18 protein-coding genes are annotated in these 23,705 nt (G+C 73.4%); 9 read left to right on the top strand and 9 right to left on the bottom strand.

The window, feature by feature from the left end; genetic code table 11:
• The gene (locus tag IPH07_07580; GenBank protein ID MBK6917245.1) at positions 1-768 is read right to left on the bottom strand and encodes a hypothetical protein; all 768 of its coding nucleotides are present in this window, start codon (positions 766-768) and stop codon (positions 1-3) included.
• A 195-nt stretch (positions 769-963) separates the two neighbouring features.
• Here IPH07_07580 and IPH07_07575 point away from each other — a divergent pair, with 195 nt between their 5' ends.
• Entirely contained in the window at positions 964-2,010 is a 1,047-nt protein-coding gene (locus IPH07_07575; GenBank protein MBK6917244.1) for a hypothetical protein, read from the top strand.
• Positions 1,985-2,329, top strand: a complete 345-nt coding sequence (locus tag IPH07_07570) for a hypothetical protein (protein MBK6917243.1) — start codon at positions 1,985-1,987, stop codon at positions 2,327-2,329. Before IPH07_07575 ends, IPH07_07570 begins: the two co-directional genes overlap by 26 nt.
• Before the next feature lie 36 nt (positions 2,330-2,365).
• Here IPH07_07570 and IPH07_07565 read toward each other — a convergent pair whose 3' ends face one another.
• From IPH07_07565 to IPH07_07555, 3 genes are read right to left on the bottom strand one after another with little or no spacing between them, the layout of a single operon-like run.
• The gene (locus tag IPH07_07565) at positions 2,366-3,775 is read right to left on the bottom strand and encodes an AMP-binding protein (protein MBK6917242.1); all 1,410 of its coding nucleotides are present in this window, start codon (positions 3,773-3,775) and stop codon (positions 2,366-2,368) included.
• Between the two features lie 33 nt (positions 3,776-3,808).
• On the bottom strand, positions 3,809-4,954 hold the full coding sequence (locus tag IPH07_07560) for a hypothetical protein (GenBank protein MBK6917241.1): 1,146 nt from the start codon (positions 4,952-4,954) through the stop codon (positions 3,809-3,811).
• 36 nt (positions 4,955-4,990) lie between these two features.
• Positions 4,991-6,589, bottom strand: a complete 1,599-nt coding sequence (locus IPH07_07555; protein ID MBK6917240.1) for a penicillin-binding protein — start codon at positions 6,587-6,589, stop codon at positions 4,991-4,993.
• A gap of 305 nt (positions 6,590-6,894) precedes the next feature.
• On the opposite strand from IPH07_07555, the gene IPH07_07550 reads away from it, so the two are divergent.
• The 5 genes from IPH07_07550 to IPH07_07530 all read left to right on the top strand — a co-directional run bounded on the left by IPH07_07550 (position 6,895) and on the right by IPH07_07530 (position 13,802).
• Positions 6,895-7,785: a GGDEF domain-containing protein gene (locus IPH07_07550; GenBank protein MBK6917239.1), complete on the top strand. Its 891-nt coding sequence runs from the start codon at positions 6,895-6,897 to the stop codon at positions 7,783-7,785.
• 89 nt (positions 7,786-7,874) lie between these two features.
• Positions 7,875-9,704 carry an ATP-binding protein gene (locus IPH07_07545; protein ID MBK6917238.1) on the top strand — a complete coding sequence of 610 codons (1,830 nt, stop codon included), beginning with the start codon at positions 7,875-7,877 and terminating at the stop codon, positions 9,702-9,704.
• On the top strand, positions 9,701-10,666 hold the full coding sequence (gene miaA, locus IPH07_07540; protein ID MBK6917237.1) for a tRNA (adenosine(37)-N6)-dimethylallyltransferase MiaA: 966 nt from the start codon (positions 9,701-9,703) through the stop codon (positions 10,664-10,666). The genes IPH07_07545 and miaA overlap by 4 nt, the downstream gene beginning before the upstream one ends.
• The gene (locus IPH07_07535) at positions 10,644-11,624 is read left to right on the top strand and encodes an acetyl-CoA carboxylase carboxyltransferase subunit alpha (protein MBK6917236.1); all 981 of its coding nucleotides are present in this window, start codon (positions 10,644-10,646) and stop codon (positions 11,622-11,624) included. The genes miaA and IPH07_07535 overlap by 23 nt, the downstream gene beginning before the upstream one ends.
• A gap of 45 nt (positions 11,625-11,669) precedes the next feature.
• Positions 11,670-13,802, top strand: coding sequence for a hypothetical protein (locus tag IPH07_07530; protein MBK6917235.1), 2,133 nt, complete (start codon positions 11,670-11,672; stop codon positions 13,800-13,802).
• A gap of 34 nt (positions 13,803-13,836) precedes the next feature.
• Here IPH07_07530 and IPH07_07525 read toward each other — a convergent pair whose 3' ends face one another.
• The 3 genes from IPH07_07525 to IPH07_07515 all read right to left on the bottom strand — a co-directional run bounded on the left by IPH07_07525 (position 13,837) and on the right by IPH07_07515 (position 17,386).
• On the bottom strand, positions 13,837-14,130 hold the full coding sequence (locus IPH07_07525) for a 4a-hydroxytetrahydrobiopterin dehydratase (GenBank protein MBK6917234.1): 294 nt from the start codon (positions 14,128-14,130) through the stop codon (positions 13,837-13,839).
• A gap of 22 nt (positions 14,131-14,152) precedes the next feature.
• Positions 14,153-15,160 (bottom strand): TonB family protein, encoded by a 1,008-nt coding sequence (locus IPH07_07520; protein MBK6917233.1) that lies wholly within the window; start codon positions 15,158-15,160, stop codon positions 14,153-14,155.
• Between the two features lie 81 nt (positions 15,161-15,241).
• On the bottom strand, positions 15,242-17,386 hold the full coding sequence (locus tag IPH07_07515) for a tetratricopeptide repeat protein (protein MBK6917232.1): 2,145 nt from the start codon (positions 17,384-17,386) through the stop codon (positions 15,242-15,244).
• 216 nt (positions 17,387-17,602) lie between these two features.
• On the opposite strand from IPH07_07515, the gene IPH07_07510 reads away from it, so the two are divergent.
• A complete protein-coding gene (locus IPH07_07510; protein ID MBK6917231.1) occupies positions 17,603-20,221 on the top strand; it encodes an amino acid adenylation domain-containing protein in 2,619 nt (872 codons plus the stop codon).
• A 16-nt stretch (positions 20,222-20,237) separates the two neighbouring features.
• On the opposite strand, the gene IPH07_07505 is transcribed toward IPH07_07510, so the two are convergent.
• Together IPH07_07505 and IPH07_07500 are read right to left on the bottom strand one after the other, a co-directional pair.
• Positions 20,238-21,284 carry a glycosyltransferase family 61 protein gene (locus tag IPH07_07505; GenBank protein ID MBK6917230.1) on the bottom strand — a complete coding sequence of 349 codons (1,047 nt, stop codon included), beginning with the start codon at positions 21,282-21,284 and terminating at the stop codon, positions 20,238-20,240.
• Positions 21,281-22,105 carry a hypothetical protein gene (locus tag IPH07_07500; protein MBK6917229.1) on the bottom strand — a complete coding sequence of 275 codons (825 nt, stop codon included), beginning with the start codon at positions 22,103-22,105 and terminating at the stop codon, positions 21,281-21,283. The genes IPH07_07505 and IPH07_07500 overlap by 4 nt, the downstream gene beginning before the upstream one ends.
• Before the next feature lie 85 nt (positions 22,106-22,190).
• Between IPH07_07500 and IPH07_07495 the strand changes: the two genes are divergently transcribed.
• Positions 22,191-23,696 (top strand): hypothetical protein, encoded by a 1,506-nt coding sequence (locus tag IPH07_07495; protein MBK6917228.1) that lies wholly within the window; start codon positions 22,191-22,193, stop codon positions 23,694-23,696.
• Positions 23,697-23,705 lie beyond the last annotated feature (9 nt).

The raw sequence follows: 23,705 nt of genomic DNA, 5'->3' as shown, positions 1-23,705 counted from the left end.
TCACAGCCCGCGGATCGCGTCGATCAGATCGCCGATGGTCAACGCCTGCGGGATGTCGTGGCGGGCGAGCTCGTTCCACAGCGGCAACAGCGAGCCGTCGCGTTCGGCGGTCGCCAGCACCTCGCGCAGCGCCGCCACGGCGGCCTTGCGACGGCCGCGATCGAGCGCGTCACGCAGGGCCTCGCCGACCGGACCTTCGATCTTCGGTCGCTCGGGCAGCGGCACCACCTTCGCGCTGATGGTCAGGTCGGCCAGTCGCGGCGCGTCGGGGCGCGGCATCGACGGGCCTGCGGCGCCCTCGGCATCGGCGGTGGCAGGGGCCCGCGACGGACGCTCGACCACCATCGGTGCGCCGGGCGTCTCGCGGCGCCAGCGTCGGCGGGCGTCCCAGTCTTCGCGCTCGCGCTCGGGTGCGCGCGAGCCAGGTTGGCCGGCGGCCACGCGCTGCTCCATCGCCAGCCCGCGCTGCAGGATCTCCTCGCCGTGGCCCTGCGGCAGCACGGTCACGACCGTCTCTTCCTTGATGATGGCGTACAGCGTGTCGCCGAAGTCGGTGACGGGGATCAGCGTCTGCGGCTCGCCCAACATGGCGTCGAGCGTGCGCACGGCCTTGCCGTCGTTCTCGGCGGTGGTGAGCGCCGCGTCGAGGCGGTCGCGCAGGGTTTCGTCGTCCTCGTCGTCGCGCCGGGGCACGAGCTCGCGCAAGCGCTGCACCGCGCGATGCGTGATGCTGTAGCGGCGATGGCCGGGAAACGGAGGACGCAGCATCCGCGCCCGATGTAGCCCAGGCCGGCGGCTTTTGCCACCCCAGCCGGCCCGACGCGACGCCGGGGTGCTCCCGCGGCCTTGGGTCGCGTCGCCGGTGTTCCGGGGCCAGGGGCGCACCCCAGTGCGGTCGGGCTGCGGCGCCCGCTCCCGGTGGCGTTCGCGAAAACTTGCCAAGCCCCGAGCGTCGCGACCACCATGGGCGTCGTGCCGTCGATGTTCGCGCCCCGCACGGGCACCGCCCCCGGCGTGCGCAGCTGGATCGTCCGCGCGGCGCTCGGCTGCACGCTGGCGTGGGCAGGGCCGGCCGCGTCCGCCCACGCCGAGCTCATGGCGCCGTTCGCCGGCAGCGGCGCGTCGACGCCCGAGCCCAAGGACAAGGGCGACGCGGCGGTCCGCCAGCGCGCGCTCGCCAAGGCCCGCAAGGCCGCACTCACCGCGGCGCTCGATCAGCTGGGCGCCGAGCTGCCCAAGGGCAGCATCGACAAGTCCGCCCGCAAGGCCGTGCTCAAGGCCGCGGACTCGTGGACCGGGGCCTACCGCGTGCTGAGCGAGCGCGAGGACGCCGGCGCGGTGAGCATCGAGATCGAGGCGGACATCGATCTCGCGCGCCTGCGCAAGCGATTGGTCGCGACCGCCCCGAGTGATCGCACCGCGCTGTACAGCGCCGCCGGCGTGCAGACCAGCGGCCCCTGCGGCACCGCCGACGCTGCGAGCACGCGGGTCGAAGACGAGCTGGCGGCCGCCGGCGCGACCGGCAAGGACGGCGTGCCGCTGTCGCTGTCGCTCACCTGCACGGCGCTCGGCGCGGTCCCCCACACGTTCTCGTTCGCGGCCCGCGTGGAGCTGATCGCCAGCGTCGATGGTCGCGCGCTGCGGCGCGTGACCAAGGCCGGTTTCGGTGCCGATGCCGAGGCCGCCGTGCAGGCGGCGGTGGTCGATGCCGCTGCGACGGTCGCGACCGCGCTCGCGCAGCACCGTCGCGGCATCGTCACCCTGCAGGTCCGCGGCGCGCAGCCAGCCAAGCTGCGTCGGCTCGAGCGCGCGTTGCTGCAGTCGGTCGCGGGCGTCAGCGCGGTCGAGCTCGCCGCGGTCGCCCGCGGTGGCGTGGTGTCGCTGCGGGTGGAGGGCGTTCGCGATGCGCAGGCGCTCGCGCAGGCGCTACAGTCGCTGCAGTCGCCGGGGCTGCACAGCTCGCCCCCGACGATCGAAGGACCCGATGCGCTCTCGATCGAACTGCAGTGACCTCGCCCCTAGGGGCGCCCGTGTGCTCGCGGTCGCGGCCACGTTGCTGGCATGCCGGCCCGATCCGCAGCGCGGCGCGAGCCTGCATGTCACCGTCGCACCGGGGGACCAGGACGCCGATCTGTGGGTCGACGGCAACTACGTCGGTCGCGTGGGTGAGATCACCAGCGCCGGTGCCAAGCCGCTGCAGCTGGCGCCCGGGCGCCATCGCGTCGAGGTGCGCAAGCCCGGCCGCTTCCCCGTGCAGCGCACGGTCGTGGTCGATGGCCGCGACGCCACCATCGAGCTGGCCGCCGAGCTGCTCGAAGATCCGCAGTAGCAGCACGCCGCAGTCGCAGCACGCGGCGACCCGCCGTCAATCGCTGGGCAGCACGCGCTCGAAGCGACGCGGCACCATGAATGGCGGTAGGTAGCCGACCGCGTGCTCTTCGATGTCGTCGAGCTCGGTCTCGCCGGTGGCGGCGTACTCGAGCAGCACCTGTGGATCGCCGTCGCCGGTGTGCTCGAGCGTGGCGCGGGCCCAGGTCAGGCGGCGGTGCTGCAGCATCGCCTCTTCGATGCTGTCGAGGCACGCGCGGCGCCCCTCGAGGTTCACCAGGCCGTCGTCGCGACCGACGATCTCGAGCAGCTGTTGCTGCTTGAAGCGCGCCGCGTAGCCGGTGTGCACGAAGTCGTCCTGCGCCGGCGCGCCGGGGTGGCCGGCGGGCAGCTCGGGGAGCGTGGTCGAGCGCTGGGCGGTGCGCACCAGCACCTCGTCGCCGCCGCACGCCATCGCGGCGCCGGCACACAGCTCGACGCCGGCGGCCGGCACGAAGTGCTCACCGCGCTCCATCACCCGCGCCGCGAGCACCCCGACCTCCTCCAGCAGCAGCAGCTGTCGCAGCGAGGTGCCGAAGGCCTGCTTGAACATGCGGCCGTTCTCGATCGGGACCGTCGCCTGCGGGATGACCGGCACGATCGGCAGCGTGGCCCCGCCGGCCCGCACGGCGCGAGCGAGGTCGATGAGCTGGCGCACCGACTCGACCACCACGAGGTTCTCGGTGGTACGGGCGATCGGCACCACGCTGCCGGGCGCGGGCCCCTCGGCCATCACCAGCTGGGCCTCCGACTCCAGCCAGCCCAGCACCACGGGATCGAAGAAGCGCGGCACCGTGAACGGCTGCGCGCAGAGGATCTTCGCGCCCGCGTCGAGCGCGAGCGTCGACCGGGCCGCGCGGCCGATCTCCCGCAGCTGCGCGCCGGTCCGCAGGGTGTCGCGCAGCACGCCGCCGATGCCCCGCGCCTCCATCACCAGCTCCACGTCGCGACCGATCGGCAGCGCAGCGAGCGACTCGGGTGGCTCGAGGATGTCGACCGTCAGCAGCGACGAGGTGAGTCGCTTGCGCGAGCGGACGATGTAGCCCGCGGGGTAATCGAGCGCGGCGGTCTCGAGCCCACGCGGCCGTCGGATGACCGCGCGCACCGGCAGGCGCTCGGTCGCCCGCAGCAGCGTGCCGTCGCCGTTGGCCGGATCGACCGGCATCGCCACCGCGTCGAGCTTCGACAGCGCGACCAGCAGGATCAGGAACTCGGCGACGTTGCCCATCGACAACGCCACCAGATCGCGCGGGCCCACGCCCATGCCGGCCAGCTCGCGCGCGCGTCGCTCGGCGCGGGTCAGCAGGCCGCGGCGGCTGAGGGTGGTGTCTTGGCTGTAGACCGAGCGGGGTGTCCCCGAGCGATCGACCGCCTCGACGATTCGAGCGTGGAAGTGTCCGTCCGCCATGGTCCGGCTGCAGCGCCCCGCAGGGTGGGGGCGCTAGAATCGGGGAGCGTAGCCAAGATCGATCGTCGTCACCAGCGCGGCGCCGCCGGGCAGGCCGGCCTCGACGAACACCGGGTCGGTGCACGCGCTCGAGTCGACCGCGCCGCTGCGCGGGCCGTTGCCGTAGACCGCCAGCGTGGGCGTGACGCGCAGCCCGAGCTCGTGGTTGCGGCGCTTGCCGAGCAAGAGCAGTAAGCCTCCGCGCGCGCCGAGCAGCAGGCCCCCGCGCGTGGCCACGCGGCCGTTGTCGGCCGCGCGACAGCCGAGGGTGGAGGTGCCGCGCGCGTGCAGGCTCTCGAAGCCGAGCCCAGCGATGCCACCCACCGCGAGCTCGATCCGCCGCCGCTTGCCCACGGGCGCGCCCCAGTCGGTTGCGACCACCATCGCCACCTGCCGCAGCGTATGGGCGCTGCGACTGGCGCTCGGCATCAGCGCGTAGGAGAACTCCCCGCCGAGGTTGGTGCGCGCGCGCGGGCCGAGGAAGGCACCACCGCGCAGCCCCAAGCCCAGCAGCGGCAGGCTCTCGATCGCCGCCGTGCGTCGCAGGCGGCCGAAGTGCGCCAGCGACAGCGGCACGAACGGGCCGATGCGCGCGGGGGAGCGCGTGCGCACCGGCTTGGGTGGCGGGCTCGGGGCCGGGGTGATGCTCGGCAGCGGCTGCGTCGGTGGATCCGGATCGATGCGCTCGACGATGTCGCGCAGCGGCGGCAGCGGCTCGACCGGTGTCGCGGTCGGGGCCACTTCGGGGTCGCCACCGAGCTCGACGATGATGCGCTCGACGTCGGCACGGTCGTCGGCGTTCGGTGCGGCGGCGAGGTAGTCGCGATAGCTGTCGATCGCGCCGTTGCGATGGCTCTGCCACGCTGGCGTGTCGGCGGCGTGCTCGAGCATCAAGGCGTGGTGACAGACCGCGACGTTGAAGTGCAGCTGCGGCGTCGGCCCGAGTGCGCGCGCCGACTCGAACTCGCGCAGCGCGAGCGTGTAGTCACCCGCGGCCGCGGCCTGCTTCGCGCGGGCAATCGCCGCGGCGGCCTCGTCGCTCGGCGCGGCCGCGGGCGCTCGCGCCGTCCACGGCGCCGTCGACACCAACCCCGGGCCCGCGGCGATCGTCCACGCGATCGCGATGATCGTGGCCTGCACGCTGGGCTGCAGTCTCGCCGCCGCGGCGGCGAGGGATCAACCACCCATCGGCGTCGGCGGGCTCGGGCTCGCCGTCGGTGGCTTGGGCAGCGGGCCCGGCACCGGCGGCAGCGCGGTCGCCGGAGGCGGCGGCAGGGCCGGGCTCGGTCCGGGGCTGGGCGGCGGCGGCAGGGCCGGCGCGGCGGGCTCGCCCGGGCTGGGCGGCGTGGCCGTGGTGGCCACCAGCACACCGGAGGCGTCGCGCTCGGGGAGGATCACGCCGTCGGCGGTGAGCCGAGCGTCGCGCGCACGGGCGATCGCGTCGCGGCGCTCGAGGTAGAGCTGGACCATGCGGCGGGCCGCGTAGTGGGCCTTGATGCGCCACGCCGGCCCGTTGGCCAGCAGCACCGCGAAGGCGATCTCGGGCCGATCCGCCGGCGCGAAGCCGATGAACCAGTTGTAGTTGAGGGCCGGCGCACGTCGTCCGGTGAGGCTGCCGGTCTTGCCGGCCACGCGCACGCCCTGGATGTAGTCGTTGCCCTGCGCGTCGCGAAAGCTCGCGCGTGCGGTGCCCTCGGTGGTGGTCGCCTCCATCATCGTGGCGATCGCATCCGAGACCTCGCGACCGATCACGCGCTCGCTCGGCAACGCGGCCGGCGTCAGGTCGGCGCCGTCGGGGCCGAGCACCTGTGCGATCACGTGGGGCGGCTGGTAGAGCCCGCCGCGCGCGAAGATGCTGGCCAGCACCGCGCCGTGCATCGGACTCATGTCGATGTTCCAGAAGCCGGCGGCGACCTTCGCCCGCTCGAGCGGCTCGCTGGGGATGTGCGCAGGTGATCGTTCGATGTTGAACTCGAACGGGATGTCCTGCTCGAACAGGAACGTGCGAGCGATGTCCGCGAGCTGATCCTGGCCGAGGTGCGCCAGCGCGAGCTTGCCGATCACGAGGTTGTAGCTGTGGGCCACCGCCGACGACAGGCTCGCGCACTGTGTGTCGCGGCCGGGCACGTCGCGCAGCTCGTCGTCGGTGATGCCGTGCAGGCCGCCGGAGAAGCACGCCTGCGTGCCCGCGGTCGCGGCACCGCTGGCGAGCAGCCCCGCGGTGGTCACGAGCTTGAACACCGATGCTGCCGGCGCCCATGCGGTCGCGACGATCTCGAGCGGATCGACCTGCGGATCCATGCTCGAGTGACCGGCCATCACCAGCACCGAGTTGTCGCGCACGTCGAGCATCACCGCCGCCGCGTAGGGCACCTCGCGGTTGCGGAAGATCTGCAGCGCGGCGTCCTGCAGCGAGGGGTCGATCGTCAGCATGATGCGATGACCGTCGCCGAGCTCCTGCACCAGCCGACCCTCGGCGACCGTGGGCTTCTTGGGTTTCGCCTTGGCGTCACCGGGCGCCGCCGGGGGCACTTCGGGCGCCTGGAACGGCAGCAGTCGCGCGGCCGCGAGGTCGAGACGGTCGGCCCACGGCAGCGCGGGCGTCACCGCGGCGGGCGCGGGTTCGTCGATCGCGGTGGCCGCGGTGCGGGGCAGATCGACCTCCTGCGGGCCCGACTGCCGCTGCACGTAGATCGCGATCGCGCCCAGGGTGCCGAGGAAGAACAGCGCGCCCAGGCCGCCAAGCCCGCCACGTGTGGATCTGCCATTCGACACGACGCCGCCCTATAGCAACTGCAGGCGGGCCGGTCAAAAACCCGGTCGGGAACCGGGGGCCGCGGCCGATCCCGGGCGGTGGAACGCCCGTCTGCCGGCGTCGCGCGGGGAAAATTCGCCCACGTGCGCAGCGTCTCGCGCAGCGCGGGCGGGGCGAGCCGGTCGCCGGCATCGCGATCGCGCCGCGGCGTCGGCGGGGCGGCGACAATGTATGTCGGTCGATCACCGCAACGTTCGTCACCGCTGCGAAGCGGCGCGAGGGTCTGCTACCCTGTGCATCGAGACTCGAGCCCGAACCCGGGATCATGCGCGACGAAACAATCGTCACCGTCATCCACAAGGTGGAAGACACCGGCATGCAACGCCGGAAGAAGGACGCGTGCATCGTCGTGATCTACGGTGCCGAGCTCGGCCGCAAGTATGCGATCGAGGGTCGCGAGATGACCATCGGTCGCGCGACGGTCAACGACATCTGCGTCAGCCAGGACTCGGTCTCGCGGACCCACGCGACCATCATGGTCGACGAGCACGGCGTGAAGATCCGCGACAACGTGTCGACCAACGGCACCTACGTCAACGACCACAAGATCCACGAGGTCTATCTGAAGGACGGCGACCTCATCAAGGTCGGTCGCTCGATCTTCAAGTTCCTCACCGGCGACAACATCGAGAGCTCGTACCACGAGGAGATCTATCGCCTGTCGACCGTCGACGGGCTGACCCAGATCTTCAACAAGCGCTACTTCATCGAGACGCTGGAGCGCGAGCTCAGCCGCGCCCGCCGCTACGACCGGCCGCTGGCGTTGATGATGTTCGACATCGATCACTTCAAGAAGTGCAACGACACCTACGGGCACCGCGCGGGTGACCACGTGCTGCGGCACATGGCCGACCTCGTCCGGCAGCGCGCCCGCAAGGTCGACGTGATCGCGCGCTACGGCGGCGAGGAGTTCGCGGTGGTGCTGCCGGAGATCGATCTGGCTGGCGCCGCGCAGTTCGGCGAGAGCCTGCGCAAGATGGTCGAGGACGAGGAGTTCGTGTTCGAGGGCCGCCGCATCCCGCTGGCGGTCTCGGTGGGCGTGGCCGACCTCGACCCCGCGATCGCCTCCGCCGACGACCTCATCAAGAAGGCCGATGCGCGGCTGTATCGCGCCAAGCAGAGCGGCCGTAACCGCATCATCGCCGACGACGGTTGACGCCGCCGCCGGAGCGGTCGCACAGCGGGCACGAGCGCCCGCGTCCCCGCCGAGGGGCACCCGCGCGACGGTGGGGTACAGTGCCGCACGTGAGCGGCCCCGCGCCGATCCGGCTGTTGCCGAGCGAGCTCGCCGACCAGATCGCCGCCGGCGAGGTGGTCGAGCGACCGGCCTCGATCGTCAAGGAGCTGCTCGACAACGCCATCGATGCCGGGGCCACGCGCGTGGAGCTCGAGCTGGTCGCCGGCGGCACCGCGCGCATCCTCGTGATCGACGACGGTCGCGGCATCGAGGCCGAGCAGCTGCCGCTGGCGCTGGTGCGCCACGCGACCAGCAAGCTCGCGACCGCGGCCGATCTGGTCGAGCCGTCGTGGTTGGGCTTCCGCGGTGAGGCGCTCGCGAGCATCGCAGCGGTGGCCCACGTGACGATCGAGAGCCGCACCGCGATGGCGGCCCACGGCACGCGCCTGCGGAGCCTCGCCGGACTGCCGCCCACCGCCGAGCCCTGCGGCGGCGTGCCCGGCACGCGGGTCGAGATCGAGAACCTGTTCGTCAACGTGCCCGCGCGGCGCAAGTTCCTGCGCTCGCCGGCGACCGAGTTCACCCACTGCCTCGACACCGCGCTGCGCATCGCGTTGGTCCACCACGACGTCGCGCTGCGCGTGCGCCACGAGGGCCGCCTGGTGTTCGAGGCCCCGCGCGAGGACGGCGACGCCCGCATCGAGCGGATGTTGGTGCGTCGCGGCGCGCAGGGCCTGCGACGCGTGGCCGGCGAGTTCGACGGCGTGCAGGTGCGCGCGTTCGTGGGGCAGGGCAGCAGCGAGCGCGGCGAGCTCACGGTGGTCGTGCGGCGTCGGGTGGTGCGCGAGCGGGCGATCGCCCGCATCGTGCACGAGTGCTTCGACGATCCGCGGCTGGTCGCGTGCGTGTGGATGGAGCCCGCCCACGGCGAGGTCGACGTCAACGTGCACCCGCAGAAGTCCGAGGTCCGCTTTGCCGACGCGCAGCGCATCTACGGTGCCCTGCGCCGTGCGTTGGCCTCGCTCGCCCAGGCCCCGCTGCACGACCGACGCGGCGACGCGAAGGCGGAGCTGCCCCCGCCGGCGCGCGCCGAGCTCGGGGGCGCGCGGTCGGGCCTGCCGACGCCGGTGCGCGCCGAGCCACCCGCGCCGGCGCTGTTCGAGGTCGAGCCCGAGCCCGCGCCGCCCCGCTACGCCCTGCGCACGATGGCCGCGTCGCCCGACTACGGCCGTGCGCGCGACGAGCTGCGCGCGCAGGCGACCGCGCTCGCCGGGCTGACCGCGGTCGGCGACGCAGCGCCGCGCGGGGCTGCCGAGGCGACGCCCGCCGCGATGCCACCGGCGCGCGACGAACCCGTGTTGGTCGACTGCCTGCCCGGTCCGATCGCGCTGGTGCGCCACGGCGACGCGCTGTTGGCGATGGATCTGCGGCGGGTGCGGGCGTTCCTGCTGCAGCGGCGGCTGCAGGCCGAGCTCGGGGGCGGCGAGCTCAGTGCGCAGGCGTTGTTGGTGCCGGCCGTGGTGCGGCTGCCCGCCGACGCGCTGGCGTCGTGCGAGCACGAGGCGGCGCGGCTGGCAGCGCTGGGTCTCGTGGTCGAACGCTTCGGCGACGACGCGGTGATCGTGCGCGCGGTGCCGGCGACGCTGCGGGCGGTGGTCGACGAGCTCGACGTCGCGGCGTTGTTGACCAAGGTGCTGCCGTACCTGCGCGCGCCCTCGGGTGCCGTCGGGTCGCCGACGCAGGCGCTGGCCGAGTTCGCCGCGGCCGACGTCGCACCTCGCTTCGTCCGCGGCTTCGTGCGCGAGCTGTTCGATGCCGGCGTCGTGCTCGACGAGGTGCCCGGCGTGCGTCGCTGGAGCGCCGCCGAGCTGGTCGAGCACCCCCGAGGTTCGCGGTGAGCGGGGCGCTGCCGCGGGCGTTGGCGGTGGTCGGTCCGACCGCCGCGGGCAAGGGCGCGCTCGGTCGGGCGATCGCACGTCGACTCGGTCGTGCGGTGTTCGTGTGCGACTCGGTGAAGGTCTACCGCGGGCTCGACGTCGGCAGCGGCAAGCCCGACCACGCGACCCGCGGCGACGTGCCGCACGAGCTGCTCGATCTGGTCGATCCCGATGCGAGCTTCTCGGCCGGCGACTGGGCCGAGCGCGCGTGGGCCCTGCACGCGCGGCGGCCGGGCGTCATCGTCGGTGGCACCGGCTTCTACCTGCGGCAGTTCGCGTGGCGGGGCAGCGAGCCCGACGATCCCGCAGCGCCCGATCGTGCGCGCGACGACCCCGAGCGGGTCGCATTCGACGAGGCCTGGCGCGCGCGCGAGCACGCCGAGCCGGGCGCGATCTGGCGGGCGCTCGAGGCCATCGATCCGGCCAGCGCCGATGCCATCCACCCCGCCAACGTCGTGCGTGCGCTGCGGGCGTTGTGGCTGTGCAGCCGCGCGGGCGCGCCGCTGTCGGCCACGCGCGCGGCCGACCCGCCCCGGCCGCGGGTCGAGCTGATGCTCATCGTGCTCGACCCCGGCCCGGAGGCGCTGGCGGGCCGCATCGAACGACGCGTCGACGCCATGCTCGCGGCGGGCTTCGTGGACGAGGTGGAGCGGCTGGTCGCGAGCGGTTATCATGGCGGCCACAAGGCGATGCAGAGTCTCGGCTATCGACAGCTGCTCGAGCTCGTGCACGGGCGCACCGACCTCCAGGCCGCGCGTGCGAACGTGATCGTCGCGACGCGTCAGCTCGCCAAGCGGCAGCGCACGTACTTCCGCCACCAGTTCCCCGGCGTGCGCGTGCACGCAATCGCGAGCGAGGCCGAGTGCCCGTGGCCCGCGATCGAGCGCTTCGTCGCCGGCGATGGAGTCGACCATGACCAGTAAGGTGCTCGAGTTCGAACGACCGATCGTCGAGCTCGAGGGCAAGATCCGCGAGCTCAAGCTGTTGTCGACCGGCAGCGGCGAGATGGCCGAGGAGATTGCCCGTCTCGAAGAGAAGGCCCGGCAGCTGCAGCGCGAGCGCTTCGCCGCGCTCACGCCGTGGGAGCAGGTACAGCTGGCCAAGCACCCCGACCGGCCGTACACGCTCGACTACCTCGGCGAAATCGCCACCGAGTTCGTGGAGCTGCGCGGCGACCGGGCCTATTCCGACGACCCCGCGATCGTCGGCGGCCTGTGCCGCATCGGTGGCCGACCGGTGGTGTTGCTGGGGCACCAGAAGGGGCGCAACACCAAGGAGAACCTCTACCGCAACTTCGGCATGGCGCGGCCCGAGGGCTACCGCAAGGCGCAGCGGCTGTTTCGCATGGCCGAGCAGTTCGGACTGCCGTTGGTGGCGCTCATCGACACCGCGGGCGCGTACCCGGGCATCGGTGCCGAGGAACGCGGGCAGTCCGAGGCGATCGCGACCTGCCTCGAGGTGTTGTCGCGGCTCGCGGTGCCGACCATCTCGGTCGTCATCGGCGAGGGGGGCAGCGGCGGAGCGCTCGCGATCGGACTCACCGATCGCATCCTCATGCTCGAGCATGCGGTGTACTCGGTGATCTCGCCGCGCGGGTGTGCCTCGATCCTCTGGAAGGATCCGGAGGCCGAGCAGGCCGCCGCGACCCAGCTGAAGCTCACCTCCCACGACGTGCACAAGCTCGGCATCTGCGACGAGGTCGTGCCCGAGGCGGTCGGCGGGGCCCATCGCGGGCTCGCGCAGACCTCGGCGGCCCTGCGGGAGGCGCTCGAGCGCCACCTGGGCGAGCTCGAGGCCCTGCAGGCGCAGAGCACCGAGACACTGCTGGCGGCGCGCTACGACAAGTACCGCCGCATGGGGCACCTCGAGCTCGCGACCTAGTCGTCCGAGGGGGCCGAGCCCGCGGCTGGAGCGGGAAGGGGCATCGTGTTCGACCACGCGCTCACCATCTGTGCGGTCTGCCTCGGCTTCGCCCTCGTGCGAGCGCTGCGACGCATGGAGGCGCAGGGGCCGGGCTACGCGGCGTTGGTCGGCGCGATCCTGGCGCTCGACGTGGTCGCGATGCTGCAGGCCTCGCGTTTCGTCGGCGTGCTCGCGCTTGGGCTCGCGACCGTCGCGGTGGCGGTGCCGCACGTGCTCGAGTGGCTGGCGCGCTGGGCCTTCGGTCGCGGACGCCTGCGCGTCGCGGTGGGGCTGTGCGGCGTTCGTGCGGTGTTGATGCCGGGGGCCGGCCTCGCGCGGCAGCAGGAGATCCTTCGCGGCCTCGCGCTGCTCGAGAGCGACGGCGTCGATCGGGCGCTCGGTCACTTCCGTGGGCTGGCCGGCGACGCCGAGGGCGGCGAGTCGATGATCATCCACGAGCAGATCGTGTCGATGCTGTTCTACGGCCAGCGTTGGGACGAGGGCATCGCCCACTACGAGGCCCGCTTCCATCCTCGCTATGCCGCGCTGCGGCCGGCGCTTGCGCTGGGCCTGCTGCGGGCCTACGGCGAGAGCGGGCGCCTCGACACCGCCGCGGGGCTCTTGCGCGCGCTCGAGGAGGGTCCGGTCGGCAGCGATCCTGCGGCGCTCGGCTTCGTCTCGCAGGCGCGGCTGACCTTCCTCGCGTATGCCGGTGCCGCCAGCTCGGTGGAGTCGGCGCTCACCGAGGCCCGGCGTCGCGCGCTCGGCCTCTCACCGGCGAGCTCGGCGTTGCTCAAGGGCATCGCGCTCGGCCGCGCCGGCCACGGCGAAGCCGCGGTCGCCCAGCTCGCGCGCGTGCCCGATCTGGCGGGCGCGGCCGACGATCGCATCGTCGAAGCCAGCCGCACCACGGTTGCGCGCCGCGGTGCACCGGCCGTGCTCGCGCCCGAGCTGTCGCGCTACGCCGACGCGGTCTCGCGGCGGCTCGAGGCCTTTCTCGAGGCGGCGCCGCGGCTGCGTCGCCTGGGCAAGCGCCGCGTCGCGCCACTGCTGGCGCTCGGTCTGCTGGTCGTCGAGCTGGTGCGGCTCGGCATCGATCGCGGCGGGCTGGGGCTGCTCGATCTGGGTGCGCTCACCCGCGAGCTGTGGTTCTCGGGCTCGCACGGGCGGGTGTTCGTCGCCAGCTTCGTGGCCGGTGAGCCGCTGGCGGCTTCGATCGCGGCCGCCGCGGTGTGGATCGGCGGCGGCATGATCGAGCGCGTGCTCGGGTCCGGTCGGCTGCTGTTGGTGGCGTTGGGGGGCGCGAGCGCGGGGATGTGGGCCGCGATGCTGGTGCCGGGTGCGTCGGTGCCGATCTCGGGCGCAGCGTTGGTGGCGATCGCGGTCGCGACCGGTGGCCTGATGTTGTTGCCACGCACGCGCACGCCGGCGCTCACGGTCGCGGCGCGGCGCAGCCTGCTGCTGCCGCTGGCGATCGTGCTGTTGGTCGAGACCGGCGGCGCATACCTCGAGGTCTTCGCGCTCGCGGTGCCGTTGGTCGGCGTGTGGGTCGCGGCGATCACCGGCGTGGCGCTGGTGGGGTTGGCACCCGGCAACGGTCCCGTCGCGCGCGCGCTCGCGGTCGCCGGCTTCGCGATGGTGGCGGCCTGCGCGTGGGGGGCCGCCCAGGTCGCGCGCGAGGACGCGGAGTCGTTCCTGGTCGCGCGGCGCCGATCGATCACCGATGACGACGGCAGTCTGCGGCTGTCGTCGAACCTGGTCGAGACCGAGGGGCTGCGGCGCGCCGGGCTGCCGCTGCCGCTGGCGGCCGGCCACATCGACCGGCTGGCCGCACGCGCCGGCGACCTGGTGGTGCTGCAGCGCGGCGCGGCGGCCGATGAGACCCCGCTACCGATCACGCTCGACCCGTCGCTGCGCCGCGAGCTCGACGCCATCGCGACCACCGTGCCGCCGGCGTTCGTGCGGCGCTTCGTGACCGACGGCGGTCGCGAAGACCAGCTGCGCGGGTGGCTGCTGCGTCGTGACGGCGACGACGTCGCGCTGGTGGTGGAGCGCCGCCTCGAGGGCGCGCGCGCGGTCGCGTGGGTCGCCGCGCCACCGGCCGCGCTCACGCGAGCGACGCGGCTGTACGCGTCGGTGCTGGCCGACGCCCGCTGAGCCGAGACGGCGTGCGTCCTCGGCCGCGCGAGGTTTAGGGGCCGGCAGCGCGATCCATCGCGCCCGCGAGCTCGAGGTCGAGCGTCGTGATCGCGCCGACGTCGTGGGTCGACAGCCGCACGTGCACGCGGTCGTAGACGTTGGTCCAGTCGGGGTGGTGGCCCAGCCGCTCGGCCTCGAACGCGCAGCGGGTCATGAACGCGAACGCGGCGGGGAAGTCGGGGAAGCGGAAGATGCGGACCAGCGCGCCATCGTCGAGCTGCCACTGTGGCAGGCCCTCGAGCGCGTGCTGGAGCGCCTCGTCGGTGAGTGCGGTCGGGCGGGCCATGGCGAAGACCTCGTGCGGGTGACTACTGGCGGTAGCGGAAGATGCGGCTCTCACCGCTGAACTCGAAGATGAAGCCGAAGGTGAACTCGATGAACCCGGTGCTGGGATCGACCAGGCCCGGTGGCGGGTTGGTGAACGGCGCCGCCGTGCGCACGGCGTGGATGGCCTCTTCGTCGAGGTAGCCCACCTCGCACGAGGCGTCGAGCTTCACGCGGTGCAGCGAGCCGTCGGGGTTCAGCGAGATGTGCAGGCGCGTGCGACGGGTCTTGGTGCCGAAACGGCGGCCGTCGGGATCGTTGGCGGCATGCACGACCTCGGGGTGCCAGTGCTGCGACACCGCGCTGCGCACCCGGTTGAAGAACGAGGCGTACTTCCAGCGCTTCGAGTCGACCGACGTCTCGTCGTCGTCGGCCGCGTCGTCGACGTCGTCGAAGCCGCCGGCCTGGCCGGGCGACTTGGTCAGGGCCTTGCGCGCACCGGGCGAACCCGCGGGGGCCGGCAGCGGCACGCGGCCACCGGGCAGCGGCACCTCGCCGCGTGCGTCGGCGTCGAGCGGATCGTTCGGATCGCCGTCGGCGTCCGAGGGCTGCGTGCCCGGCAGCAGCGCGAGTGGCTGCGCCGAGGTCTGCGGCGACGGCGAGGGCTTGCCGTCGCGGCCGTCGTCGCCCGAGGGTTGCGCGCCGGGAATCGGGTGCTGCTTGGGCGCACGGGTCGGGCGATCGGTGCGGTTGTCGAACTCGGACACGTACGGCGTGTCGCGCTCGGGCGGACGCTCGTCGACGATGCGGTCCTGCTGCACCAGCTGGCCGGGTGGCGTCTCGGGCTTCTCCTCCGGCGGGTCCTCGCGCTCGGGCTCCTCGTCCTCGTCGAGCAGCGCCACCTCCATCATGCCGTCGCCCGGCGGCAGCGGTGCGCCGTTCCAGGTCCAGTCGAGCACCTCGTCGCCCACCGGCCACAGCAGCAGATGGAGCAGGGCCGAGCCCACCAGCACGCCGATGAGGACGCCTGGACCTTGCGAGCGCTCACGCACGGCGATGTCGACCAGTATAGCGCGGCCGCTTCGGCGTGCCCGGTGGGGCACGCCGCTAGGAGGGACGGCTCGTGGCGGCTGCTAGGCCTCGCCGTCCTCGTCCCCGTCGTCCTCGTCCTCTTCACCGGCGGCGGGCGGCGGCAGGCTCTCGAGGATGCGCGTGAACTCGGGGTGCTTGGGCAGCATCTGCAGCGCCGCGCGGCACACCTGGCGGGCCTCGCCGTACATGTTCGCGTCGCGCAGGGTCGCGGCCAGCATCACCACCGGCTCGATCTCGCGGGGGTTCAGCGCCACGATCGCGCGCAGGTGCTCGACCGCGTCGCGCGGGCGGCCCTGCTTGCGGAGGATCGCCACCAGCAGGTTGCGGATCTCCGGGTCGTTGGGGCGCAGGCGCACCGCATTGCCCAGGTGGGCGAGCGCGGCGTCGTCGCCCTCGGACTCGCGCACCGCGAGCGCGAGCATCAGGTGCGGCTGCCAGAAGCGACCGTCGCGGGCGATGACCTCGCGCAGGAACTTGGCGGCCTCGACCTGACGCTTGCCGTCGCCGGAGCGGACGTGCTCGATCGCGGCGTCGTAGCGCTCCTCGAAGTCCTCGACGTCGAGCGTGAGGCGTCCGCGGCGGGCGAACGCGTCGTCGTCGAGGGTGCGCCGCGGCAGCGCCAGCAGCTTCTCGAGATAGTCGCGCGCCTTCGGGGGATCGTCGCCCTCGAGGTACATGGTCGCGACGTAGCGCAGCACGGTGGCGTCACTGGGGTGCTTCTCGGCGGCCTCGAGCAGCAGCATGGTCGCGGTCTCGTTCTTCTCCTCCTCGTGCAGGTCGAGCAGGATGTCGAGCGCGCTCTTGGCCAAGGTCGGCAGCGCGACCGCGGCGCGTAGCAGCGACAGCGCCTCCTCGCGATCCTCGTTGGCAGAGTCGCCGTCGGCGCGATCCCACAGCACGTTGGCGAGGTCACCGTAGGCCGACGGCACCTTGCCCTCCTCGATGGCGCGGCGCAGGAACGGCTCGGCCTCGTCGAACTGATCGTGCTCGAGCATCAGCGAGCCCAGGCGCGCCAGCACCCGCGGCGACTCGTTGCCGTGCTCGGCGGCGAACTGCGCGACCTTGAAGGCATTGGCCTTGTCGCCGGCGCTGCGCAGGGTGTCGATGAACTGCACGGCCACGCCCTCGTGGGCGGGGTCGAGGTTGAAGGCCTGGTTGAAGGCCTGCACCGCCGAGCCGATGTCGCCCAGCCGTCGCAGCAGCGCCGCGAGGTGGTGGAACACGGTCTGGTCCTTGGGCCGGCGCGCGGCCGCGACGTTGAGCGCCTGCAGTGACAGCGGGATCGCGGACTGATCGACCGGATTGGCGACCAGGATGTCGGTCATGATGTGCAGCGCCTGCATGGCCGCGTCCATGTTGGGATCGCGGTTGATGGCGTCGATCAGCGCCGACAGCAGCTGGTCGGGGGTGGTCGGCACGCAGCGGCCCTGCAGCGCGCTCAGGTTGCCGAGGCCGACCAAGAACGAGGTCAGCGCTTGGTTGTTGGCGGTGCCGAACGCGGCCTTCCAGTCGGGCTCGGTGATCTCGACGCCGCAGTGGCCCCCGAGCTTCTTCAAGCCCTCGAGCAGGCGCTCGGGCAGCTCGACGCTCGACGCGGCCCACGACCACGACTCGATCTCGACCAGGCGGTGGGTCGGCGCGGCCGCGGGGGCCTCGCCCTCGACCGTGGGCGGCGTGGCCTGGGCGATCTCGTCGGCCGAGAGCGGCTCGACCCGCACCAGCTTGAGCTCGCACCCGACCGAGTCGTCGTCGACCCGCATGTTGGTGATGAGCCCGCGCTTGGCGTTGGGGAAGCGGCCGATGCCATCGAGTGCCCGCGCGTCGGTCCACGGCTCGCGGAACACCATCAGCGCCGGCACCTGGCGGTTGCCCTGCTGGGCCATCGCGGTGAACACCGGTGCGGCCGCCTTGGCGCCGCGGGTGGCCAGCTCCTGCGCCCACCAGCGCTGGATGCCCATCGACAACGGCGCGCCCTTGCCCTCGTTGGTGCAGGCGATCGGCAGCACCACCAGCTCGATTGCCGCAGCCGCGGCCGCGAGCGCCTCGGGATCGGCCTCCTCGTCGTCCTCGTCGTCCTCGTCGCCGCCGCCGAGCACCAGCTCTTCGTCGTCGCCGTCGTCGTCGTCACCCGCGTCGGGGGTACCGGCAAGCTGGTCGTCGCGGGTTTCGTCGTCTTCGGGCGGCATTTCGGGGCGAAGCGTGCCTCAAGCGGCGTGTGCGGTGCAATACCGAGCCCCGCAGGTGCTTTCATGGGCCGACCGGCGCACGTCCAGGCTTGATTCCCGGTGGCGTCGCGCCGCACGATTGCGTCGGATCGCGTGCGCGGCGGTTCGGCGGTCCCCGAGGTGATCGGGCGCGGGCGGTTGCCCGCCGCGAGGGGGACCGCGAGGAGGCGAGCAAGGATGCAAGCACCGCACGACCAGGCCGAAGGCACGCGCGAGCGCGGCGCACCCGCGGACGGCGCGGGTGTGGATCTCGATCTGCTGCAGTGTCTGCGTCGTCACGCGGTCGCGACGCCGCACGCCCGCGCGATCGAGGCCGACGACCGCACGCTCGACTACCGCACGCTCGCCCACGAGATCGTCGCGCTGGCGCAGCAGCTGCGAGCGGTCGGGGTCGGGCCCGAGACCCGCGTCGCGATCTCGCTGCCGCGCGGTGCCGGCGAGCTGGTCGCGATGCTCGCGGTGCTCGCGGCTGGCGGCGCCTACGTGCCGGTGGTGCCGACGCATCCCGTCGAGCGACTGCGCATGATCCTCGACGACGCGGCGCCGGCGGTGCTCGTCGCCGAGGCCGACGCACCGCTGGCGGTCGGCTTCGGTGGACGCGTGCTCACACCCGTGTCCGCGGCGGCGCCGACCCACGACGACGACCTCGCGCGCCTCGACGTCGCGGTGCCGCCGGAGCAGCTCGCCTACGTCATGTTCACCTCGGGCTCCACCGGTCGCCCCAAGGGTGTCGAGATCCCTCGCGGCGCGCTGACCAACTTCCTGCACTCGATGGTGCGCGCGCCCGGTCTTCGCCGCGACGACCGCGTGCTGGCGGTGACCACGATCGCGTTCGACATCGCCGCGCTCGAGCTGTTCGGCCCGCTGATGGTCGGTGCGACCACGGTGATCGTCAGCCACGAGGACACCCGCGATCCCCGGGTGCTGCGGCGGCGGTTGGCCGACGATCGCATCACCGTGCTGCAGGCGACGCCGGCGAGCTGGCGGTTGTTGGTCGAGGCCGGCTTCGAGGGGCACCCGGGCCTGCGCATGCTGTGCGGTGGCGAGGCGATGTCGTCGTCGCTGGCCGCGGCGCTGCTGCGAGGTGGCGGGCCGCTGTGGAACATGTACGGCCCGACCGAGACCTGCGTGTGGTCGAGCATCGAGCGGGTCGAGCCGGGCGCGGCGATCACCATCGGCCGTGCCATCGCGCGCACCGAGATCGAGATCCTCGACGCCGCGCGCGAGCCGGTCGCCGACGGCGAGAAGGGCGAGATCGCGATCGGCGGCGCCGGGCTGGCGCGCGGCTACCACGGCCGCGAAGACCTCACGGCGGAGCGCTTCATCCTGCGCCCCCGCGACGGCGCGCGGATGTACCTCACCGGCGACGTCGGTCGCCGCGGCGCCGATGGTCGCCTCGAGTGGTTGGGGCGCATCGATCACCAGCTCAAGATCCGCGGCTTCCGGGTCGAGCCCAGCGAGATCGAGGCGGTGCTGCTGGGCCACGACGGCGTGCGCGAGGTGCTGGTGACCGCGCTCGCCGATCCCAGCGACGGCGTCGCGCGGGAGCTCGGTGACGGCGGCGTGCGGCTGTGCGCGTGGTGGGTCGGCGAGGCCGACGAGTCCACCGTGCGCGCCCACGCGGCCGCGCGGTTGCCCGACTACATGACGCCGTCGGTGTGGATGCACGTCGCCGGCTTCCCGCTCACGCCCAACGGCAAGATCGATCGCGCCCGTCTGCCGCTGCCGCAGACCGTGGCTGCGGTCGCGGTCGCGAGCACCGACACGGCGCAGGCGCGCATCGCCGGCATCTTCGCGGCGGTGCTGGGACTGCCCGCGGTCGCGCCCGATCGCAGCTTCTTCGAGCTGGGCGGCACCTCGCTGCTGGCCGCGCAGGCGCTGTTGCGAATCGATCGCGAGCTCGGCTGCGCGGTGCCGATGACGTGGATCTTCGAGTCGCCGACGGCGGTCGCGCTCGCGGCCCGCATCGCGGCGCCGGCCGAGCCGGTGTCCGCCGAGCGACCGGTGGTCGCGTGGCTGCGCGACGGCGATCGTCGCACGCCGATCTTCTGTCTCTTCGGCCTGCAGCTGTACCAGGCGCTGGCCGACGCGCTGCCGCCGGGGCACGCGGTCGCGGCGGTGCACGTGCCGCGTCGCTACGTGCCGGGGCGAGAACCACGGCCGACGCTGTACGAGATGGCGGCCCACTACGCCGAGGTCGTGCGCGCCCACCAGCCGCGTGGGCCCTATCGCCTGCTGGGCCTGTGCTACGGCGGCGTGGTCGCGTTCGAGGCCGCGCGATTGCTCGAGCAGGCCGGCGAGTCGGTGCAGTGGGTCTGCATCGTCGACGCGGTGCTACCGAGCGCGATGCGGGTCGATCCGCTCGCGCGCGCGCGCAGCTATGTCGAGGCGGCAGCCCGGTTCGCCCGCGATGGCGACGCGCTGCGGCGCTGGGCGCTGCGACGGCTCGATCGCCTGCGCGTGCGCGTGCCGCTGCTCGACGGTGCGCTGCGACGCGCGCGCGGGGTCGCCGGCCCGAGTGCGCCGGCCGTCGCGATCGACCTGCCGATCGACGGCGCCGAGGTCGATGCCGAGGTCGAGCGCTTCTCGGCGGTGCCGGCCCGGGTCGCGGCGCCGATCCACGTGGTGCGGGCGACGCGGGAGCCGTGGCCGCGATGGCTGCGGATCCGACCCGATCAGGGCTGGGCGCCGCGGACCCCCGAGGTGCGCCTGCTCGAGGTGCCGGCCGATCACCGCGCGGTGCTGCAGCCACCGTTCGTGGCCGACATCGCGGCCGCGCTGGTGCCCGCCGGGTAGCGCGTGGGCGCGCCGATCAGGCGGGCAGCAGATCGAGGGTCCGCTCGACCTCGTCGGCATCGACCGCGAAGTCCTCGCCCTCGGCGCGTCCGACCACGAACGCGAAGTGGAGGCCGTCGCGATCGGCGAGGTGCTTGAACACTGCGCAGAAGCGATCGGGTGGCTGCAGCACCAGCAGCGACGCGCCCGGGCGCAGCAGCTGGGCGCCGTGGATGAGCCCGCTGCCCTCCACGCCGACCACGAGCGCGGCCCCGGCACAGCGCGCGATGATGGTCGCGACGTCGGTGCGCATCGGATCGAGGATCGTCAGGCCGCGCGTGCGCGCCAGCTGCTCGGCCAGCGCCCGCTCGCCCCGCAGCACGCGGCGCATGCCGGCCTCGCCGCGCAACAGGAACACACCGGGGTGGCGCGCCGCATCGGCGCCCGCCAGACGCTCGCGCACGAGGGCCGCGCGCGCGGCCTTGTCGTGGTTCTGCCCGCGATCGTCGAACACCACCAGCTGACGGATCCGTGCCGCCGCGATCGGCGTCGCGCGCAGCTCGAGCCGCGCCGCGTAGTCGCGCTGGTGCTCGCTGCGGGCCGCGGCGGTCACGATGGCCTCGCCGTGGCCCTCGGCGAGGAAGTAGCGCGGCACGTCGTCCATCAGCCACGAGCCGAAGTACTGGTTGCCGTGCTGCGAGCACGCCAGGGCGCCATGGCCGAGCTCGCGATCGACCCGCAGGCGCGGCAGCCGGTGCGCGCGTGGCTGCAGGTGCTCGCACGCGCGGCCGTGGTAGAGCACGCCGTCGACCAGCCACACCTGCTCGAGCAGCATCGCGCGGGTGGGGCCGTGGCGGACCTCGTGGCCGCCATGCATCTCGCGGCCGGGGTGCTCGTCGGCGAACACCCACCGGCGCACGCGCTCGAGCTGACCGTCGAGAAAGAACGCCTTGGGCACCACCTGTCGGCGGCCGGGCGCGAGCTGCCACTGTCGCGTGGCGCCGGCCTCCAGCGGTGGCATCGGCACGCGCAGCCGCGATTGCAGCATGTTCACGAGCGGCCACGGTGTCCACCGCGTGATCATGGCGCCGGCTCCGGTACGGGGTTCGAGATCAGGCGCTCGCTCGCGCGGCGCCACGCCGCCGCGGCGATGCGATCGTGGGTGGCCGCGTCGATGTCGTTGCCGATCGCGTCGAACCGCAGGCCCCGCGGATCGCGGCCGGTGAGGATCGCGAAGGTGACGTCGGCGCTGGCGGCCATGCCGGCGGCGTTGGGGTGGAGGTCACCTTCGGGGTGCTCCGCGCTGGCGGTGAGCCACCAGCGGTTGCCGCCGGCCGGCGGCGTCGCGCCGAGATCGTCGAACACCTGGCCGCACGGGATCACCGGGATCGCAAGCTCGCGGCCGATGCTGTCGTAGGCCTCGACCAGCGCGGGCAGGAACTCGCGCCAGCGCAGGTCCCAGGTCTGGAACAGCACCGTGCGCGCGCCGGCAGCCCGCACCTTCGCGTCGAAGCGACGCACTGCGTCGTGGAAGCCCGCCCGGTCGTCGACCGCCTCGAGCTCGTGGCCCTGCAGCACGAACACCGCGTGACGCCGCGACGCGAGCGCGGCCACCACGGCGTCGTGTTCGAGGAACGCGGCCAGCGGCAGGTCACCCGGCACGATGTCGCCGTCGACCTGCAGGTGCACCGGTGGCGAGCTGACCTCGCCGAGCGCCGCGACCCAGCGCGGCAGCACGCGATCCTCCCACGCGAAGAAGCTGTTGCCGACGAAGTACACCGCGTCGCCATCGTGCAGCGGCGCAGCGTAGGCCGGCGGCGGCGTCGCGGGCTCGCGGGTGCAGGCCAGGGTCGCGCCGGTGAGCACGAGCGAGATCCAGGCGGCGGTGGGCGCGGGGGTCGACAACGGGTGGGGCGTCCGGTGCGGGTCCGTGCGATGTTGCCAAAGCCTGCGCGGGCGCGATCGGTCCTGCTAGCATCGCGGTCGAACGATGGTGCGTGGGCGACAGTGGGGCATCGCGGCCGCGGTGGTCGGCGCGGTGTCGGTGTTCGGGCCGGCGTGCGGGCAGGCGCAGGTCGACGCCGTCGTGGTGTGGCTGGACGCGGAGATCTCCGACGGACAGCCGCGGGCGATCCAGATCTACGACCGCGGCGTGCGTCGTCGGGTCGAGCTCGATCCGACCATCGACGGCACCCTCACCGGCAACACTCGCATCCTCGTCGATCCGCGCGCGCGCGGCCTGGCGGTGGCGGGGGTCGGCAAGAGCGCGGTGTGGGTCGATCTCGACACCGCCGAGCGTGGTCGCGTGGGGCCGGGGCCATGGGGCGAGCTCGGCGAGGACCTGGTGTTCGCGCGCTCGGGCCTCGCGCTCGCGTACCTGCTGAGCGGCGTCAACGCGGGCGGTGCGGTGCTGCTGCCCATCGGCGGCGCGCGCTCCGAGCCGCTGTGGCTGTCGCCCCCGACGTCGCAAGCGGAGAACCCGTCGTGGGTGCTGCGCAGCGCGAGCGATGCACCCATCGTGTTCGTCGCCGAGGTCACCGGCGGTGACGATCTCGGACCCACGCGCGTCGACGGCACCATCGCTGCGTACGCATTCCCGGCGATCGATCACCGCGGCAGCGGTGGCGGCCTCGAGCAGCTGGGGCGCGCGACGATGCGCGTGCGTGGCATCGACCCGGCGGCCTATCCCCAGCGCATCTCGAGCGGGTGGTGCGGCGCGGGGCTGTGCGTGTCGCCCGAGGGCGACGCGGCGATCGGACCGTCGAACCAGCCGTGCACGTTGATGCGGTGGCGGTGGGCCAAGCAGGGCAGCGATGGACAGGCGCGGCCGCCGGTCGAGCTGGCGTTGCCGTCGGCCTGTGAGCTCGGGACCGAGCCGTTCGCCCTGGCGGCACTGACCGCCGATCGCGTGCTGCTCGGCGACGAGCAGCGGCTCTACCTCGCCGACCTCGGTCGCGGCACCTGGTCGGCGCTGCCGCGGCTGGGTCTGGGCACCGGCATGATCATGCTGCCGGCGGCCGGCGGTCGGCGCTTCAACCTCGTGACCACCGAGGGCCAGCTGATGCGCGCCGACGAGGATGGTCTCTCGGTCGTGAACGCCGAGCAGACCAGCTGCGCGCAGCTGGTGCCGCCCATCACCAGCCCCGATGGCGGCTGGGTGCTGATGTCGTGCGTGGGTGACCCGAGCGGCATCATCATCGAGATGCAGCCGCGCGAGATCGCCAGCATCGTGCGGATCTCGGCGCTCGGGCTCGAGCGCTTCGACGGCATCGCGATGGCACCGCTGGCGATCGACGACGGCGGCAACGCGCTGCTCTACAGCTTCGATCCCGACGACGACGATCGCAGCCCACGCGGCCTGTTCGTGCTCGACGCCCACGGCGACCTCGCCCGCGTCGACGACCTCGAGCCCGAGCCGCAGCTCTTCATCGGGGCCGGCGGCGCGGGCACGTACTTCGCCCGCGCGGCCGACTGGCCCGGTGGCGGCGGGCGCTAGCAGGGTGCG

The sequence above is a fragment of the Deltaproteobacteria bacterium genome (genome assembly GCA_016709225.1).
Classification (GTDB): Bacteria; Myxococcota_A; Polyangia; order Nannocystales; family Nannocystaceae; genus Xiheibacterium; species Xiheibacterium phototrophicum.
Note: the sequence above shows the minus strand (reverse complement) of the source record. Positions and strands in the feature narration are given on the sequence as shown.